18 protein-coding genes and 2 tRNA genes are annotated in these 15633 nt (G+C 45.3%); 10 read left to right on the plus strand and 10 right to left on the minus strand.

The genetic code is table 11. From position 1 onward, the window contains the following. Positions 1-51: 51 nt before the first annotated feature. Positions 52-876 (minus strand): Spy/CpxP family protein refolding chaperone, encoded by an 825-nt coding sequence (locus KYS23_RS05255; RefSeq protein ID WP_218418180.1) that lies wholly within the window; start codon positions 874-876, stop codon positions 52-54. Between the two features lie 248 nt (positions 877-1124). On the opposite strand from KYS23_RS05255, the gene KYS23_RS05260 reads away from it, so the two are divergent. The 4 genes from KYS23_RS05260 (at position 1125) to trmL (ending at position 4819) form a co-directional block, all read left to right on the plus strand. Further along, entirely contained in the window at positions 1125-1865 is a 741-nt protein-coding gene (locus KYS23_RS05260) for a response regulator transcription factor (protein WP_159528353.1), read from the plus strand. Next, a complete protein-coding gene (locus KYS23_RS05265) occupies positions 1862-3232 on the plus strand; it encodes an ATP-binding protein (RefSeq protein ID WP_159528355.1) in 1371 nt (456 codons plus the stop codon). Before KYS23_RS05260 ends, KYS23_RS05265 begins: the two co-directional genes overlap by 4 nt. Positions 3233-3304: 72 nt before the next feature. Next, on the plus strand, positions 3305-4270 hold the full coding sequence (locus KYS23_RS05270) for an alpha/beta fold hydrolase (protein ID WP_159528357.1): 966 nt from the start codon (positions 3305-3307) through the stop codon (positions 4268-4270). Between the two features lie 84 nt (positions 4271-4354). Continuing rightward, entirely contained in the window at positions 4355-4819 is a 465-nt protein-coding gene (trmL, locus tag KYS23_RS05275) for a tRNA (uridine(34)/cytosine(34)/5-carboxymethylaminomethyluridine(34)-2'-O)-methyltransferase TrmL (RefSeq protein WP_218395608.1), read from the plus strand. Positions 4820-4879: 60 nt separating this feature from the next. Here trmL and gpsA read toward each other — a convergent pair whose 3' ends face one another. The 4 genes from gpsA to KYS23_RS05295 form a co-directional block, all read right to left on the minus strand. Then, positions 4880-5884 (minus strand): NAD(P)H-dependent glycerol-3-phosphate dehydrogenase, encoded by a 1005-nt coding sequence (gene gpsA / locus KYS23_RS05280; RefSeq protein ID WP_159534338.1) that lies wholly within the window; start codon positions 5882-5884, stop codon positions 4880-4882. A gap of 11 nt (positions 5885-5895) precedes the next feature. Next, entirely contained in the window at positions 5896-6402 is a 507-nt protein-coding gene (gene secB, locus KYS23_RS05285; protein ID WP_013785633.1) for a protein-export chaperone SecB, read from the minus strand. 62 nt (positions 6403-6464) lie between these two features. Continuing rightward, positions 6465-6725, minus strand: a complete 261-nt coding sequence (grxC, locus tag KYS23_RS05290) for a glutaredoxin 3 (protein WP_159528361.1) — start codon at positions 6723-6725, stop codon at positions 6465-6467. A 12-nt stretch (positions 6726-6737) separates the two neighbouring features. Then, positions 6738-7163, minus strand: coding sequence for a rhodanese-like domain-containing protein (locus KYS23_RS05295; RefSeq protein ID WP_159528363.1), 426 nt, complete (start codon positions 7161-7163; stop codon positions 6738-6740). Between the two features lie 311 nt (positions 7164-7474). On the opposite strand from KYS23_RS05295, the gene KYS23_RS05300 reads away from it, so the two are divergent. Beyond that, positions 7475-8575 (plus strand): murein hydrolase activator EnvC family protein, encoded by a 1101-nt coding sequence (locus tag KYS23_RS05300; protein WP_373996582.1) that lies wholly within the window; start codon positions 7475-7477, stop codon positions 8573-8575. A gap of 43 nt (positions 8576-8618) precedes the next feature. Here the strand turns inward: KYS23_RS05300 and KYS23_RS05305 are convergent, their stop codons facing one another. Further along, a complete protein-coding gene (locus KYS23_RS05305; RefSeq protein WP_218395604.1) occupies positions 8619-8951 on the minus strand; it encodes a hypothetical protein in 333 nt (110 codons plus the stop codon). A 302-nt stretch (positions 8952-9253) separates the two neighbouring features. Here KYS23_RS05305 and KYS23_RS05310 point away from each other — a divergent pair, with 302 nt between their 5' ends. Further along, on the plus strand, positions 9254-10096 hold the full coding sequence (locus KYS23_RS05310) for a divergent polysaccharide deacetylase family protein (protein ID WP_218395602.1): 843 nt from the start codon (positions 9254-9256) through the stop codon (positions 10094-10096). Between the two features lie 332 nt (positions 10097-10428). After that, positions 10429-10857 carry a MerC domain-containing protein gene (locus KYS23_RS05315; protein ID WP_159528371.1) on the plus strand — a complete coding sequence of 143 codons (429 nt, stop codon included), beginning with the start codon at positions 10429-10431 and terminating at the stop codon, positions 10855-10857. An 83-nt stretch (positions 10858-10940) separates the two neighbouring features. Here the strand turns inward: KYS23_RS05315 and KYS23_RS05320 are convergent, their stop codons facing one another. The 4 genes from KYS23_RS05320 to rsgA form a co-directional block, all read right to left on the minus strand. Then, positions 10941-11630, minus strand: a complete 690-nt coding sequence (locus KYS23_RS05320; protein ID WP_159528373.1) for a glycerophosphodiester phosphodiesterase — start codon at positions 11628-11630, stop codon at positions 10941-10943. After that, entirely contained in the window at positions 11631-12515 is an 885-nt protein-coding gene (locus tag KYS23_RS05325) for a DMT family transporter (RefSeq protein ID WP_126872920.1), read from the minus strand. Positions 12516-12518: 3 nt separating this feature from the next. Continuing rightward, on the minus strand, positions 12519-13469 hold the full coding sequence (gene asd / locus KYS23_RS05330; RefSeq protein WP_159528375.1) for an archaetidylserine decarboxylase: 951 nt from the start codon (positions 13467-13469) through the stop codon (positions 12519-12521). Between the two features lie 168 nt (positions 13470-13637). Next, entirely contained in the window at positions 13638-14684 is a 1047-nt protein-coding gene (rsgA, locus tag KYS23_RS05335; protein WP_126872918.1) for a small ribosomal subunit biogenesis GTPase RsgA, read from the minus strand. 84 nt (positions 14685-14768) lie between these two features. On the opposite strand from rsgA, the gene orn reads away from it, so the two are divergent. The 3 genes from orn (at position 14769) to KYS23_RS05350 (ending at position 15631) form a co-directional block, all read left to right on the plus strand. Further along, positions 14769-15314, plus strand: a complete 546-nt coding sequence (gene orn / locus KYS23_RS05340; protein WP_013785622.1) for an oligoribonuclease — start codon at positions 14769-14771, stop codon at positions 15312-15314. A 104-nt stretch (positions 15315-15418) separates the two neighbouring features. Further along, positions 15419-15494 (plus strand) — tRNA-Gly (locus KYS23_RS05345). Between the two features lie 64 nt (positions 15495-15558). Continuing rightward, positions 15559-15631: transfer RNA gene (locus tag KYS23_RS05350), tRNA-Gly, on the plus strand. Positions 15632-15633 lie beyond the last annotated feature (2 nt).

Here is a 15633-nt window from a genome sequence, read left to right on the forward strand (position 1 = left end):
TTTGCGTCTTTGCTTATGTTCCATGTTGTTATCTTTTTCTAGCGAGTAGTGTTAATTATCGCTGAACAAACGGCGAAGCGCGTCCACATTTTCTCGCCTTTGCTGTAGCTCAGTTTTCTGGGCGTCGGTAAGTACCGCAAACGTGGCTTGTTTATGAGTAATATTTTCTATTGCTGCATTAACGAGATCATCTTTATATTCAGCGTAAAGTGCATCCCATGCAGATTCGGAGAAATTGCCACTTCGCACAAGGGCTTGCTCAGCGTCTCTGAGTTCATCCAGTGTCATTTTATGTTGAAAGCGGGTTTCACGAAAAGTGGCGTTTAAGGTTTCAAGTGATGCTAACTGCTCGTCAGTCAGTTGAAGTGCTTCAAACGGCGGTCTAAGGTTATTTAACGGGTTACCTCTGCGGGCCCCAAATGGCTTGCCTTGCGGTCTATTTTGCGCTTCATCTTGCATTGAGCTTCTTCTGGCATCCCGTGCTGATTTTTGCTCAGAAAGTAACGCGCGCTGCGATTCGGTTAAAAGTCCATAAATTGCATTGCGAAGTTCTGCACTAGCAAAATGATGCGATTGTTGTTTCAGTATTCTGGTTTCTACAAGGCTACGAATTTCACTTTCTGAAAGGGTAGCGAGGTCGGGCTTGTCTGGGTGCTCCGGCGAGGCGTCTGGGCGTTCATGATTGGCTTTAAACGCGGTAACAAGCTTTTTCACCTCATCCATTTGCTCTGAAGAAAGAGAAAGGCGGCTTAAGGTTTTGATCATTTCCATCCCAGGAGCATGATCACGCATTTTGGGGCCTTGAGGGGCCGCATTTGCGCTGTGGGCTAGGGTAAAAGTGGTCGCTAATAACCCAACAATGAGAATTGATTTCACGGGCGTCTCCTTTGTATTCGCACCCCAGAATATTACTAGCTCTGCGGCCAAAAGCAGTCAACGCATTGTAAAGCTTGTGTAAAGTTTGAACCATACGCAGATTCTATCGGTCACAAAGTTTATCATTTCCATCGTTTGTGTGTGGGAATGGCTAGGTCGTCGCTCGTTGCGTTTCCTAGTTTTTTAACGCAGCGCGCAGTATTTAATCGTTGTCATTCCTCTATGCATTATACTTGGGTATCCGAAAGATGAATCAAGCCGTCGTAGGTTTCAAAAACATGAGTTCAGAGTTTCATTTGCAGTCCATTCTTATTATCGATGATGATAATGAACTAACTGACATGCTAGCCACCTACCTTTCAAGTATGGGGTATCAAATTCACGTCAGTAATGACGGGCAGTCAGGGTTGGCGGAAGCGACGGCCGGCGGTCATTACGACCTTATTCTGCTTGATGTTATGATGCCTAAAATGGATGGCTTCGACGTACTTAAAAAGTTAAGAATAAGTCATGCTACACCTGTGCTTATGTTGACGGCGCGCGGTGATGACTACGACCGCATTCTAGGGTTAGAGCTAGGTGCCGACGACTACTTGCCAAAGCCGTTCAATCATAGAGAGCTGGTCGCGCGAATTAAAGCCATATTCCGTAGACTAGCATTGACCAACAGCGGTGGTACTATTGAGCAAGACTTGGTTGTGAATGAATTGTTTTTAAGCACCAGTAGCCAAGTCGCCAAAGTCGGTGAGGTTGAAATGACCTTAACCAGTACAGAATTTTCTATTCTTCGGTTGCTTATGCTAAACACAGGAAGCCGAGTGACGAAAGAAGAAATCAGTTTGAAGGTATTAGGTAAATCTCTTCAAGCGTTTGATAGAAGTATCGATATGCACGTAAGTAACTTGCGCAAAAAAATAGCCGCTATTAGTCATATTGAAAAAATTAAAACCATCCGCGGCGTGGGTTATATGTTGCTCTCTGGTCAATGACGTTTTTTCGTAAAATAAATCCTGCTCGCGCCATTATGGGGCGCTTGTTTTTATGGTTTTGGGCTACCTTTATTGTTACCGCTGTGCTGGCTGGGTGGGGAAGTCGTTTTTTCTTTGAAGAGCTTCAAGTCAATAGTGCATCGCCAAAAGAAGTTAGCCAGCTAGAAAGAGTTCTTGAGGGGGTCTCTCGTGATCGCTCTATTCGTACGCCGCTAAGGATGGTTTTAGACAGGAATGCGCGGGGTGTGAGAGGCAGAATTATTGCTGTGGATGTTGATTCCGGCATGGTAATAACGTCAGGAGGACCGCCAATCCCCCAAGATGACAAACGTGACATAAAGCGCATCATAGATCAAAAAGTGCCCATCACACTAAATCGTGGCGCGCTAAAAATTACAGGCCCCGTTTTTTTTGAGCGTGATGGACGACGTTTCGGGCTTTTCTTAGCAAAATTTGAGGGCCCTAGCGAAAATGCGCCGCCTTTCATATTGTTTCTTTGTATTGCCATCATAACTACCTCTTTACTGTCATGGTTGTTCGCAAAATCGCTCACCCGTCCTATTCTGCGAATTCAGAAATCTGCACGCTTGTTATCCGGTGGACACTGGGAAACGCGTATCTGTAACACGGATAAGCGCCAAGACGAGCTAGGCCAGTTGGGCAGAGATTTCAACTCTATGGCCAATCAATTAGAGAAAATGTGGAGCGCTCAAAAGCGCTTGCTGGCAGATATATCCCATGAACTTCGTTCTCCATTGGCTCGATTACAAATGGCACTTGGCTTGGCACATCAGCAAAATGTAGACCCAGCCTCGCTGGCGCGTATTGAGCGAGAGGCCGAGCGTATGGAAGCCTTAGTGACGCAATTGCTGGAACTGAGCCGCGCTGAAAACGGGGTAACTACCTTCTCGTCTTATTCATTATCTTTGTTGTTTAGCGACATTTTTACCGACGGGCAGTTTGAAGCCGCGAATAGCAACAAAGCCCTCGATATCGATGAAATACCCAAGTTGACCGTGTTGGTAGACCAAGTTTTACTTTGCCGAGCGGTAGAGAATGTATTACGTAACGCCATCCGCCACAGCGCATATTTAACGACGGTTGAGTTTAACGTTACAGAATCGGAGTGGGCAGTGACCATTTGCGACGATGGTGAAGGTTTATCAAGTGAGGAGTGCGAGCGGGTATTTGCCCCTTTTTATCGTGCAACCTTAGCCCGAGAAAGAGCCTCTGGCGGGGTGGGGTTGGGCTTATCCATTGCAAAAGCTGCTGTAGAATTGCATCATGGCGCTATTAAAGCAGTGACAAGAGAAGAAGGTGGCTTATGTGTCACACTGTCCTTCCCTCGTAAGTTAGAAAACCGTTAACGCGCATAGCTTCGCACTGCCGTGTAGCGTTCAAATCATCACTGCGTCACAATTCTATTAGGATATGCTTCTATGAGCTGGACGTTTACGTCAGAGCAAGACTTAGCTTCAACGTTTGCCACTGCAATTAATCCTTTTTGGCAAACTTCTGTCACCCTTGGCGAGTTTGTTGGTAAAGACAGTATTGATGTACGCTACGCGTGGTGCATACCAGAAAACCCGAAATCCACGGTAGTGATCAGTTCTGGGCGTATCGAGTCGTACTTAAAATACAAAGAGCTCATGTTTGATTTGTACCAAAATGGCTTTGCAGTTTTCATTCTTGATCACCGAGGTCAAGGGCTATCGGGGCGTATGACTCACGATCCTCAACACGGATACGTGGCAGATTTTGCCGATTATGTGGATGATTTAATCACCTTCGTAAATGATATTGTCATGCCGCGACAACAGGGCGAGTTGCAGTTACTTTGCCATTCTATGGGCGGCGCTATTGGCGCACTAACCCTGTTAAGAGACCCTAGCTTGTTCGACAAAGCAGTACTCGCATCCCCCATGTTTGGTATTAAACCTGCGCTACCAAACTGGTTGGCCAATAGCCTTATAAAGGTTGGGCTTAGTATCAATAAACTGAAAAAGCGCGAGTCGGGTTACTTTTTTGGGCAAACCCCTTATATTGCCTTTCCTTATGCCCTTAATAAGCTTACGCATAGTAAAAACCGCTACAGCTTATTTCGTCAGCTGTATGATGAAGAGCGCCAAATTCAACTTGGTGGTGTAACCACCGAATGGTTACGTGCAGCGCAAGCCGCGATGAATACCATTGAACTCAATGCGGCCTCGATTACTACGCGATCGTTAATCTTAAGTGCTGATGGCGACAGTATTATAGAGAACAAACGCCAACGTCGTGTGGCGGCAAAGTTCCCCAATGCTCAGGTAGAAATTATACCTGTGGCGTATCATGAGGTGCTTACCGAATCGGACGACATTCGCGATGCCGCACTTTCTACTGTATTTGATTTTTTAAGTGCGTAAAATAAAGTAGATGGGCGATGAGCGCCCGTACGTCATATCGCCATTTAAAAGCGTGGCAATTTAGCATTTCGACAGTGAGCCAGCATGTTAGACATCGTACTTTACCAGCCAGAAATTCCCCCCAATACGGGAAATATTATCCGCTTATGTGCCAACAGCGGCTTTATGCTGCATTTGATTGAGCCGCTTGGGTTTGAGTGGGACGATAAGCGTGTACGTAGGGCAGGGCTGGATTACCACGAATTTGCCCACGTTAAGCGCCATGCCTCTTTGGAAGCTTACATTGAAACTGAAAAGCCAAGTCGTATTTACGCTTGCACCACGAAGGGCAAAGCATTTCACAGTGACGCTCAATACAAGAAGGGTGATGCTTTATTGTTTGGGCCAGAGACCAGAGGTTTGCCCGACGATGTTATTGACGCGCTACCGCCAGAACAGCGGGTACGTATTCCCATGTTACCCGACAGCAGAAGTATGAATTTATCGAATGCGGTATCGGTTTTTGTGTATGAAAGCTGGCGCCAGTTAGGCTACGACGGCGCGCGCTAGACATAAAAAACGCGCAGTGTTGACGCTGCGCGTTTTATCAATTTTGTATAATTTGTTTAGTTAGGCTTCGTTTTTAAGATCGCGGCCGAGCAAGGTTAATGCGGCTTCTTTGGGCGATTTGCCATGATAAAGCACAGCATAAATCTGCTCGCAAATTGGCATCTCAACACCTACTTTATGTGATAACACATGTACTTCTTCCGTGTTGCGGTAGCCTTCTACCACTTGCCCAATTTCTTCAATGGCAGTATCGACAGATTTACCTTGGCCTAAGGCTAAGCCAAATCGACGATTACGTGATTGATTATCGGTGCAGGTGAGTACTAAGTCGCCAAGGCCAGCCATGCCCATAAAGGTTTCCGGCTGAGCACCTAGCTTCACGCCAAGACGTGTAAGCTCTGCAAGACCACGAGTAATCAATGCGGTACGGGCATTCGCACCAAAACCTAACCCATCTGCCAAACCAGCGCCTATGGCAATCACGTTTTTCACTGCACCGCCTAATTGTACGCCGGTGAAGTCTGGGTTTTTGTATACCCTAAACGATTTCGCGCAATGTAGCTTAGCGGCAAATTCGTCAGCGAAAGTGTTGTCGGTGGACGATAACGAAATAGCAGTAGGCAAGCCAGCCACCATTTCTTTCGCGAATGTGGGGCCTGATAATACGGCTAGCGGATAGGCAGTACCCAGAATCTCTTCTGCAACTTCTCGAAGCAATCTGCCGGTTTTAGGTTCAAGCCCTTTGGTTGCCCAAATAATTCTATGGTTAGGCTGCAACAAAGGCTTAATGCTTTGAAGCATTGCAGCAAAGCCGTGGCTTGGCACCACCACAAGGATATCTTGGCTTGCGGCAATGACCGTTTCTAAATTGGCATCTACACTAAGCGCATCAGGGAAGGTAGCACCTGGCAAATAGCGCGCGTTTTCTCTACTTGAGGCCAGTGCTTCCATGTGCTTTTCGTCGCGACCCCACAGCAAAGTAGGGTTGCCATTTCGGGCTAAACAAAAAGCAAGGGCGGTGCCATAAGACCCCGCCCCTAATACTGAAACCGAATTCGGGTTCATCATAATGGTGCTTACGCGTCCATCTTAGGCGCTTCGCCTTGTGCTTGCTGTGCACGCTTTTGAACGTAAGCAGCGAAGATAGCGTCGAAGTTAACTGGCGCTAAATTTAGTGGAGGGAAAGTTCCACGGTTCACAAGGTTTGAAATCGTTTCACGTGCATACGGGAAAAGCATGTTCGGGCAGAATGAACCTAGCGTATGCGCTTTGTTCTGATCTGGCATTTCACCAATGGCAAAAATACCGGCTTGCTGAACTTCACATAAGAATGCAGTTTCTTCGCCAAGTGTAGCGGTAACTGTTACTGACAACACCACTTCGTAAACGTTTTCGTCTAGTTTGTTGGTGCTAGTGTCAATATCTAGCTTAATTTCTGGCTTCCACTCTTTCGTGAAAATAGCCGGCGCATTTGGCGATTCAAAAGAGATATCTTTAGTGAATATACGCTGAATGTTGAATTGAGGGGCTTGCGCTTGGTCGCCTGCTGCGGCGCCGTTAGTAGTCTGATTATCGTCAGCCATGATATTTCCTGTTTAATTGTCGTTTTACTTTAATGTATTGCGTTGCTTTACGCGCTGACGCGTTATGCTAACCCAAGCATAGGATTTAGTTTTTGCTGTGCTTCTAGTGCCATCATGTCATCGCAGCCACCTACAAGCTTATCGTCGATGAAAATTTGTGGCACTGTCCAACCGCCATTCGCGCGCTCAATCATCACGTCACGCAACTCTGGCTGAACATCAATAGGGTACTCTTGAAACTCAACACCTTTCTGTGCGAGAAGTGCTTTAGCACGATGGCAGTATGGGCAATGGCCCTTGGTGTAAATTTCTACTTTACTCACTATGATCGCCTATTATTTTGAAATCGGTAAACTTGCACTTTGCCACGCGTTCATGCCGCCTTTAAGGACTTTCACATTAGTGAAGCCTGCTTTCGACATCGCACCGGCTGTACCACGAGCTTGATTGCCCATAGCGCATACAACGATAATGGGTTTATCTTTGCTGTTTTCAAGCTTAGCGAAGTTTTTCTCGCGCAATTCTTCCGGTTTTATTTGTCTAGCACCTAAAATGTGCCCTGCTTTAAAGTCTTTTGCCGCACGAGTATCAAAGACAACTGCGTCGTCTTTATTCATTAACAAAGTGGCTTCGTGTGTATTTACTTCTTTGATTGAAGAGGTAAACGTTGAAATGTAGCTAAACACCAACATGCCTACCAAAGCAACCCATACACCAGCAAGTACAATATTATCGCTGGCAAACGCTATTAGCTGATCCATTACTTCTAACCTTGTCTACAGACCATAAAAAGAGTGCAAAGTATATAGAAAAACGGGCGAGAAACCACCCTGCAATAGTCAAGCGTGTCTTGTAATTGTGCGCGGTACAATAGCGGCTTGATATTACAATCAAATTGCACTGGGATTTAATCTAGCCCTCAGATACACTGATACGCTAACTATCATCATGATTGTAGGCGGATTCTGCAATTTGTTTTTGCCACCAATACACCGCTAAAGGCCGCTATTACCTTTTTATGTTTATTCAACGATTTTGCACAATTGTCTGTTTACTTGCTGTCATATTCGGTATGGGTTTAGTCTCATCTACCGTAAAGGCGCAAGATGTTAGCCAAGAGAAGCTGGCAGAGCTACAAGTTGAATTAAGAGCGCGTCAGCAGGTTTTAGAAAATAACAAAGCTAGCGCACAAGAACTTGAGCAAGTACTCAAGCGCTCAGAGCTTGAAATAGCGAAAGTGGCGAAAGCGTTGGCGCAAAACAAACAGCAATTAAATAGTGTGTTAGCGGAAGAAGAAGCGCTGGTAAAAGAGCAGGAAGGGTTAAAAGAAGCCATTCGCCAGCAACAGTCCTTGCTTTCAAGTCAATTGAAAAGTGCTTTTATGGCGGGGCATTACGACTACGCCAAAATGCTATTTTATCAAGAAGATGCCCGTAATTTCGAACGGGTCATTACGTATTATCAATATTTGGCAAAAGCACGTCAGCAAGAAATTACCCGATTTAGAGACAACGTGGCTCGCCTTGAAGCGGTAACCGAAGAGCTTGCTGATAAAGCGGAATCTTTGCTTGCCCTTCGCAAGACACAAGAAAGTCAGCGCGGGGTGTTATTGACTCGCCAAGATGATAGAAAGCAAACCTTAGTAAAACTCAACAAAACCATTGCCAGTGAAAGCGGACGAATTGCCACCTTGCAGGCAAATGAAAAGGCTTTACTTGATGCTATTGAAGCTGCCCGTATTGCCGCTGAACGCGCTGCGGCTAGAGCCAAGGTATCGCTGGATGGGTTAGCCAAGTTAAAGGGTAAGTTGTCAGTGCCTGTTGAAGGTCACATTCGTAAACTCTTTGGCAATCGCAGACAAGGGCAGGTGCGCTGGAAAGGTATTATTATCGATGGTTCGGAAGGCGAAGCGGTAAAGAGCGTGGCATCGGGCAAAGTACTTTATGCCGATTGGCTTCGCGGGTTTGGTTTAGTGGCCATTGTCGATCATGGAGAAGGTTACATGAGTGTTTACGGGCACAACCAAGCGTTGTTGAAACAAGCTGGCGACGATATTCTTTTAGGCGAAAGTATTGCCTTGGTAGGCAGAAGCGGCGGACAAGATTACCCTAATTTGTATTTTGAAATACGCCACAAGGGAAAAGCGTTAAATCCCACCGCTTGGTTTAACTAATCGCCAAGCACACTACACTGCGAAAAGTTAACTTTTTCCGCGGTTACACCGTTATCGAAAATGTTGAATTGTCAGGTAAATTCGATGCTTCTTGTTGCGGTGGAGGCGGTGGTTTACCCATTCCCGCTAATTCAGCAATATTCTTACCTTCAAATCCAGCACTGCTTAACGCGGTATTCAATGATTTACTTGGCTCAATACCAGCCTCTTTGAATTGCTCTACAATAGAAGCCGCATCTTCGCTTGATAGGTTTTCGGGATCGTAAGATGACAGAATAGCACTCACGGACTCTTTTTGTGTATCGCTAAGTGCTTTGCCTTCAGGGCGAGGCGACATGCCAGCTTGCATGGCCGAGCTGTTTACAGAAGAAATCATAATTACTCCACAATAATTAGTATACGTTTTAACCTTATCGACTATTAAAGCGGAAATTGAGCTTAGTGGTCACTCTTTACGCAACCTTTACATGCTAACAACTGCTCAGCAGTGCTTGTTTCCTTTTTGTAAATTGGTATGCTGCATTAATGCTGGTTCAACGGAGCCAAGATGTAGCCAAACTATTGTTGTCAGGCTCAGCTCTTATTAGGCTCAGTTCTTTTTAGGCATAGTATCTCGTTGTTAATATCAGCAGTGCGCGTGGAAATAATAAAATCAATAATGGAAGTGAAGAAACGTAGATGAAGGTGCTTTGGCGTCTGTGTATTTTATCGTTAATTTTAATGAGTAGCTTTACCAGTCATGCTGCTGCGTCAGCGACTATCCCAGTAAAGCCTCGTGTTATTATTATTCTTGATGATCTGGGTTATAGAAAATCAGATATGGCGGCATTTGCGCTTCCCAGTGAAGTGACCTTTTCCATCCTTCCGCAAACCCCTCTTGCGCAAACTATTTCACGTAAAGCAGAGCAACAAGGCCGCGCTGTCATGTTACACATGCCAATGCAATCGACCAGTGGCAAAGCCATGGGACCCTTAGGGTTATCTACCGATATGTATCCTGCTGCCATTACTCACACGCTAAGAGCAGCACTTAAAAGTGTGCCAAATGCAGTGGGGGTTAACAATCATATGGGCAGTGCATTTACGGTTGAAGAGCCTGCCATGCAAACCATTATGGAAGAGATAAAGCGCCAAGGACTCTTCTTTGTAGATAGTCGAACCAGCGTAAATACCACAGCGCAACAGGTGGCGGATAGAGTGGGGGTGCCGAACGCAAGTCGGCAGGTGTTTCTTGATAACGATCGCTCAGTAGCATCGCTTAGTAAGCAATTCGAATACACAAAACGATTGGCTAAACGAAACGGCACCGTTGTGGTTATTGCACACCCTTATCCAGAAACTATTACCTTTTTAGCGCACAGTTTGCCTAGCCTCGCTAACGAGGGGATCTCTTTAGCGTCGGTAAACGATTATTTCACACAGGTGGCTAATACCTCCTATAGCATCTCCAATAACGCTTTGGTAAAAGAGGTTCATCAAAAGTCGCTGTTAGAAACCGAAGCGGCCGCGCCTAATGAATAGCCCTTGTTAGTTTCATTGAAGTAATAAGCGCTACCTTTTTCTTCCTTTCTGCTTTTTCCGTGATTAGCCGGTCGACATTTAATCTTTTAATAATCAGCCATTTCCGGACCTGAATCTTCACTTATGGCATTTTGTTCTGTTAAAGATTTAAAATATCATAGGGGAAAGTTTCGCATTCCCTTTAAAATGTTATATTATAACGTCTCTGGCAGAGTTACTCTGCGTCTACAGTGCACGTGCGGCTATTGTTAATATAAGCAATGCCCTTAAGACTAAAGCGCATGTGTAAAGTGGCGTGTTTTAAAGTTTTTGATGTTGTAAAGGTACAGTAAATGAATCCGGTAGATGACAATCCAACAAAATTAGACAGACTTGGCATTTGGGTGTCGAGCTTGTGTGCGTTGCATTGCCTAGCGCTGCCTGTTGTTGTGCCATTATTGCCACTTATTGGTTCATCGTTTTTCGCACAGGTTTGGTTTGAACGTACTATATTAACCATTTCGTTATTTATTGGTGCGGTTGCACTTATCGGCGGGGCCACACGCTATCACGGCCGTTATTATCCGTTGGCGTTGCTGTTTACGGGAGGTGCAATTTATTGGAACAAGAACATGTTTGGTGAAGCCTATGAGCCGTTCACCATCGCTGTGGGGGCTTTACTTATTGTGGCAGGGCATTGGATTAACATGCGTTTGTGCCGTCAATGTAAGTGCTGTAAAGAAACGGTATTCTCTAATCACTTATCTACCGAAGTAGAATAGCCGCTTCCGTAAGCTAACTGGCATAAATTTTTAACTCAAGCTTTACGCCCCAAGCTTTAAAAATAACGCTAAATTTTAGCTTCCTAACCCAGAACTCGCTTTGCAATATCCGGCACGTTGGTAAAAATACCGCTCACGCCCCATAGCTTCAATTGCAGCATATCTTCTGGCTCGTCTACCGTATAAACATACACATCCAATCCTGCTTGCTTCGCCGCATTCACAAAATCAGCATTCACCACATCTAACGCAATATTAATCGATTTCGCTTTAAGCTGACGGGCACAGTACGTTGCATCAAGTGCGTAGGTGGCGGTTAATGCGCCAATAGCCACCTGTGGCCATAATGCGCTTATTTCGGCTAGCCAATGGTGATTAAACGAAGAAATAAGTAAGGAATTTGAGTTTATCTGTGCATCTTCTACTGCACACTTTACGTCTTGCACCCAGGCTTCAGCATTGCGCAAGTGCTTCACTTCAATATTACACAGCGCACCATCTGGTACGGTAGCCAGCACTTCTTCCAAGGTAGGAATAACTTCACCTTCCCCAGCATCTAGCTGCTTTAAATCCGCCAGTGAAGTTTGTAATAAAAATCCTGAACCGTTTGTGGTGCGCACAAGGGTTTTATCGTGAAATACTATAATGGCGTCATCATGCTGGTAGGTGTCGAATTCTATACCATCAGATTGCTGCTCGAAGGCTAGCGTAAATGCTTTAAGCGTGTTTTCAGGCGCAAGCGTACTCGCGCCCCTGTGGGCAATAATAAGCATTTAGTCGCTGTCCTTTTCTGACTTACCGTGTAGCTTATGGGTATTTAAGGTTTCGTAGATAGATGCTGAGGTGATAAGAATACCACCTAAAAGTGTGCTTCCACTGGGGTTTTCATCCAGCAGCAATACGGCAAGAATAACCCCGTAGAAAGGCTGCATACAGGCAATCAGCGAAAAAGTTTTAGCGCGTAAATGCCGTAAACTTGCCGCAATTAGTGCATGTGGCAACGCGGTAAAAACCGTACCTAATAGCAAAAGCATTAACCATGCACTCATCGGGGCATTTGCAATTTCATTACTGCCGGTAGGTAGCAGGAAAATAGCAATCACTAAGGTTTGCCATGCCATGGCTTTAGCGCCACTGTATTGTTTGAAGTGTTTTCGATGTATTAGGTTTCTGAACGCGTAAAGCACCGCAGAACCTACGCCAATCAGCACCCCTAAAGTGATGTCATTATCCAGTGACGTTTCAGGCACAATAAAATAGACGCCTGCAATAACGGTCAGCGCAGATACAATATCTTGCCATACCAAGCTTACTTTTTCGAAGAACGGCTCTATCAGTACCGTAATCACCGGAAACGTGAATAGTGCAATCATACCCACCGACACACTAGAGTATTGCATTGCGGCGAAGTAGGTTACCCAGTGAAGGGCCATTAAGATACCTAGCCCTATGGCTATCAGATAATCTTTGCGGCTTGCCAGCGCCAAATTTTCGCTAGAAAATTTCAGGAAGAGAAATAATGCGATACAGGCAAATACCGATCGCATTAGCGTAATATCACTGGCACTCAGGGGCACTAAATGTGAAAAAAGTGCGGTACCGCCCAATAACACAACGGTAAAGTGCAGTGATATCAAACTTCGTTTTACTGCATTCATAAACTAGCTTGTTGTCGCTTGCGTGCCTAAATCAGCGCTTGTGTCATCGCCAGTGTTATCGCCTAAATCAGCGCTCGCATCAGTATTTACGGGCGCGTTGGCAACAAAAGCCATAGGTTCACCTAGGCGAGTTATTTGCCCAGGCGCTAATGCATCAAAATCTATCATGTCTTTTTCGAAACATACCACAATGGTAGAGCCTAGTTTAAAGCGACCTAGTTCGTCACCTTTTGCAAGGTGAACGCTCGCTTCGGTATCTTTCTCGTAAGTCCAATGTTGTACATTTTTACCGGTAGGCGGCGATACAGTACCTGCCCAAACGGTTTCTATACTGGCAACAATCGTAGCACCCACTAGTACCATAGCCATTTTGCCTACGGGCGTATCGAATAACGCCACAACGCGCTCGTTACGGGCAAATAAACTTGGAATGTTTTGTGCGGTAAGCGGGTTTACAGAAAACAACTCACCAGGCACATAAACCATGTCGGTAAGCGTGCCCTCTACCGGCATATGAATGCGGTGGTAGTCTCGAGGGGCTAAATAAATGGTGGCAAATTTTCCGTCTTTAAACGGCGCCGCTAAATCTGGCTTACCGCCTAATAAGCTGGTTAGGCTGTAATCGTGTCCTTTAGCTTGAAATATACTGTCAGCTTCAATGTCGCCAAATTGACTTACCGCCCCATCTACCGCTTGAATTAACACGTCTTCTCGTGGGTCAACGGTGCGCACTTCAGGTTTTAGTGGGCGAGTAAAGAAGGCATTGAAACTGCGATAATGCGCAGGATCTGAATGCAATGCCTCGCTCATATCAACATTATATTGCTTGATGAAAAGCTTGATAAGAAACGTAGTGAAACCACCAAGCTCTGCTGCCGCTAATTTGCCTACTAGGCGAGACAACAAATGTTTAGGGGTAATGTATTGTAAGTTTATTTTAAGCCAGTCCAGCACGAAAGCTCTCCATTAAAAAGACAGGTTAATTGTACCCTAACTTATAAGCGCGTAAGCAACTTTAAGATTATGTATGCTACAAACTTGGAATAAGCCAGAAAGGTTGGGCTTGTTGAAGTCGTGTCTATATTCTGTTTCAACAAGCCAAACAAAACGTAAATATAAGCCTTATGCGCCAGGTGGTTGGCTGTGGCTCGGACGTTGCTCGTCCATGGTGGTTAATATTTTGTGGTAGCTAGCAAAACGCTCGGCATTAATCTTACCTTCTTCTACGGCTTCCCGAAGAATGCAGCCAGGGTCGTTAAGGTGTTTACAGTCACGGAATTTACACCCACCTAAGTAATCCCTAAATTCAATAAAGCCCCAAGTAATGCGTTCGGTAGGAATGTGCCATAAGCCAAACTCACGGACGCCTGGAGAATCTATTAAATCACCGCCAGCCGGTAAATGCAGTAGTTTGGCTGCGGTAGTGGTGTGTTGGCCTAAGCCTGAGTTATCTGATACTTCACCGGTGAGTATGTCGGCACCAGGTAATACTTTATTAATTAAGCTAGATTTCCCTACACCCGATTGACCTACGAAAACACTTACATTGTTATCAAGATAGGCATTAAGTTCATCAATACCTTCACCGGTCTTACAGCTGGTGAAAAGCACTTCATAACCTAAATCGTTATAAACCTTTAATTGTTCATTAATGGTTTCTCTTTCGCTTTGTGAAAGGAGCTCCACTTTGTTTAAAACAATAAAAGGGGTAATGCCAATGTCTTCACAAGCCACTAAATAGCGGTCGATAATGTGCGTAGAGAGTGATGGAAGGGTAGCGCTTACCACAATAATTTTATCGATATTAGCCGCAATGGGCTTTATGCCGTCGTAAAAGTCGGGGCGAGTGAGGACTGAATGGCGATCGTTAACTATTTCAATAACACCACGTACACTACCAGAGTCGGCATCGTCGCCTTTACTGAATAGTACTTTATCACCACATACCACAGAGTCTACTGTACGGCGGATATGACACCGTGACACATTGCCCTCGGCGTCTTCAACATCGGCATGTTTGCCAAAGCGACCCGTCACAACGCCGCTCATTAGTTGGCTTTCATCTACTGACGTTTGCTTGTTGTCACCATGCTTATCTTGCAGCCGTTTGCTTCTGTTAGCTGCGACTTGGCGTTTCTGTCTATGTGTAAGTTTTGGTTTTTTCGCCACGATTCTTTTCTAGTTCACGTATACTGCGCTTATAATAACGTTTGTAGGGCATGGTTGCCATGCCTCAGTACTAAGAGGAAGCCGATGACAAAGCACGACAGTAATTTAGTGTGGATTGATATGGAGATGACAGGGCTCGATCCAGAGACTTGTGTGGTGATGGAAATTGCAACCATAGTGACAGATGCACAGCTAAATGTGCTTGCTGAAGGCCCCGTTATTGCAGTGCATCAGCCTGATGATGTACTTGATAATATGGATGAGTGGTGTACGCGTGTACACGGTGAAACTGGGCTTACTGCACGTTGTCGAGCCAGTTCGGTGAATGAAGCTGAAGCCGCCCGTCAAACAATGGCGTTTTTATCTGACTATGTTGATGCCGGTAAATCTCCTTTGTGCGGAAACACTATAGGGCAAGACAGACGCTTTATGGTGAAGTACATGCCAGAGCTAGAAGATTACTTTCATTACCGCAGTATTGATGTGAGCAGCGTAAAAGAGCTGATTAAGCGATGGAAGCCAGAAGTATTAGATGGATTTGATAAAAAGGGGGTTCACCTAGCCCTTGATGATATTCGAGAGTCTATTGAAGAAATGCGCTACTATCGTGAGAAAGTGTTCACGATTTAAGCGGGAAAGGTGCGTTTGTACAAAAAAATCCAATTAATGGTTGCCAAATAAAAATATTTTTGTACAATGCGCACCACTTCAAAACGAAGTGCCTTTTTTTGCATGCGGGAATAGCTCAGTTGGTAGAGCACGACCTTGCCAAGGTCGGGGTCGCGAGTTCGAATCTCGTTTCCCGCTCCAAAAAAACTCCTATCACAATCCAAATGGTAGTGAGTATCATCAGATGCAACAGCATCGACTCTATGCGGGAATAGCTCAGTTGGTAGAGCACGACCTTGCCAAGGTCGGGGTCGCGAGTTCGAATCTCGTTTCCCGCTCC

Origin of the sequence: Alteromonas lipotrueae, from assembly GCF_019249255.1 — a bacterium.
GTDB classification, from domain to species: Bacteria; Pseudomonadota; Gammaproteobacteria; order Enterobacterales; family Alteromonadaceae; genus Alteromonas; species Alteromonas lipotrueae.

What these genes read in the sequence shown, in the direction of transcription:
- gpsA (WP_159534338.1), bottom strand. Translation starts at nt 5,884, where the DNA reads ATGAACCCGAATTCGGTTTCAGTATTAGGGGCGGGGTCTTATGGCACC.
- KYS23_RS05305 (WP_218395604.1), bottom strand. Translation starts at nt 8,951, where the DNA reads ATGATTTCTTCTGTAAACAGCTCGGCCATGCAAGCTGGCATGTCGCCT.
- KYS23_RS05295 (WP_159528363.1), bottom strand. Translation starts at nt 7,163, where the DNA reads ATGGATCAGCTAATAGCGTTTGCCAGCGATAATATTGTACTTGCTGGT.
- orn (WP_013785622.1), top strand. Translation starts at nt 14,769, where the DNA reads ATGACAAAGCACGACAGTAATTTAGTGTGGATTGATATGGAGATGACA.
- KYS23_RS05265 (WP_159528355.1), top strand. Translation starts at nt 1,862, where the DNA reads ATGACGTTTTTTCGTAAAATAAATCCTGCTCGCGCCATTATGGGGCGC.
- KYS23_RS05325 (WP_126872920.1), bottom strand. Translation starts at nt 12,515, where the DNA reads ATGAATGCAGTAAAACGAAGTTTGATATCACTGCACTTTACCGTTGTG.
- secB (WP_013785633.1), bottom strand. Translation starts at nt 6,402, where the DNA reads ATGGCTGACGATAATCAGACTACTAACGGCGCCGCAGCAGGCGACCAA.
- KYS23_RS05260 (WP_159528353.1), top strand. Translation starts at nt 1,125, where the DNA reads ATGAATCAAGCCGTCGTAGGTTTCAAAAACATGAGTTCAGAGTTTCAT.
- KYS23_RS05270 (WP_159528357.1), top strand. Translation starts at nt 3,305, where the DNA reads ATGAGCTGGACGTTTACGTCAGAGCAAGACTTAGCTTCAACGTTTGCC.
- KYS23_RS05300 (WP_373996582.1), top strand. Translation starts at nt 7,475, where the DNA reads ATGGGTTTAGTCTCATCTACCGTAAAGGCGCAAGATGTTAGCCAAGAG.
- KYS23_RS05310 (WP_218395602.1), top strand. Translation starts at nt 9,254, where the DNA reads ATGAAGGTGCTTTGGCGTCTGTGTATTTTATCGTTAATTTTAATGAGT.
- KYS23_RS05315 (WP_159528371.1), top strand. Translation starts at nt 10,429, where the DNA reads ATGAATCCGGTAGATGACAATCCAACAAAATTAGACAGACTTGGCATT.
- trmL (WP_218395608.1), top strand. Translation starts at nt 4,355, where the DNA reads ATGTTAGACATCGTACTTTACCAGCCAGAAATTCCCCCCAATACGGGA.
- KYS23_RS05320 (WP_159528373.1), bottom strand. Translation starts at nt 11,630, where the DNA reads ATGCTTATTATTGCCCACAGGGGCGCGAGTACGCTTGCGCCTGAAAAC.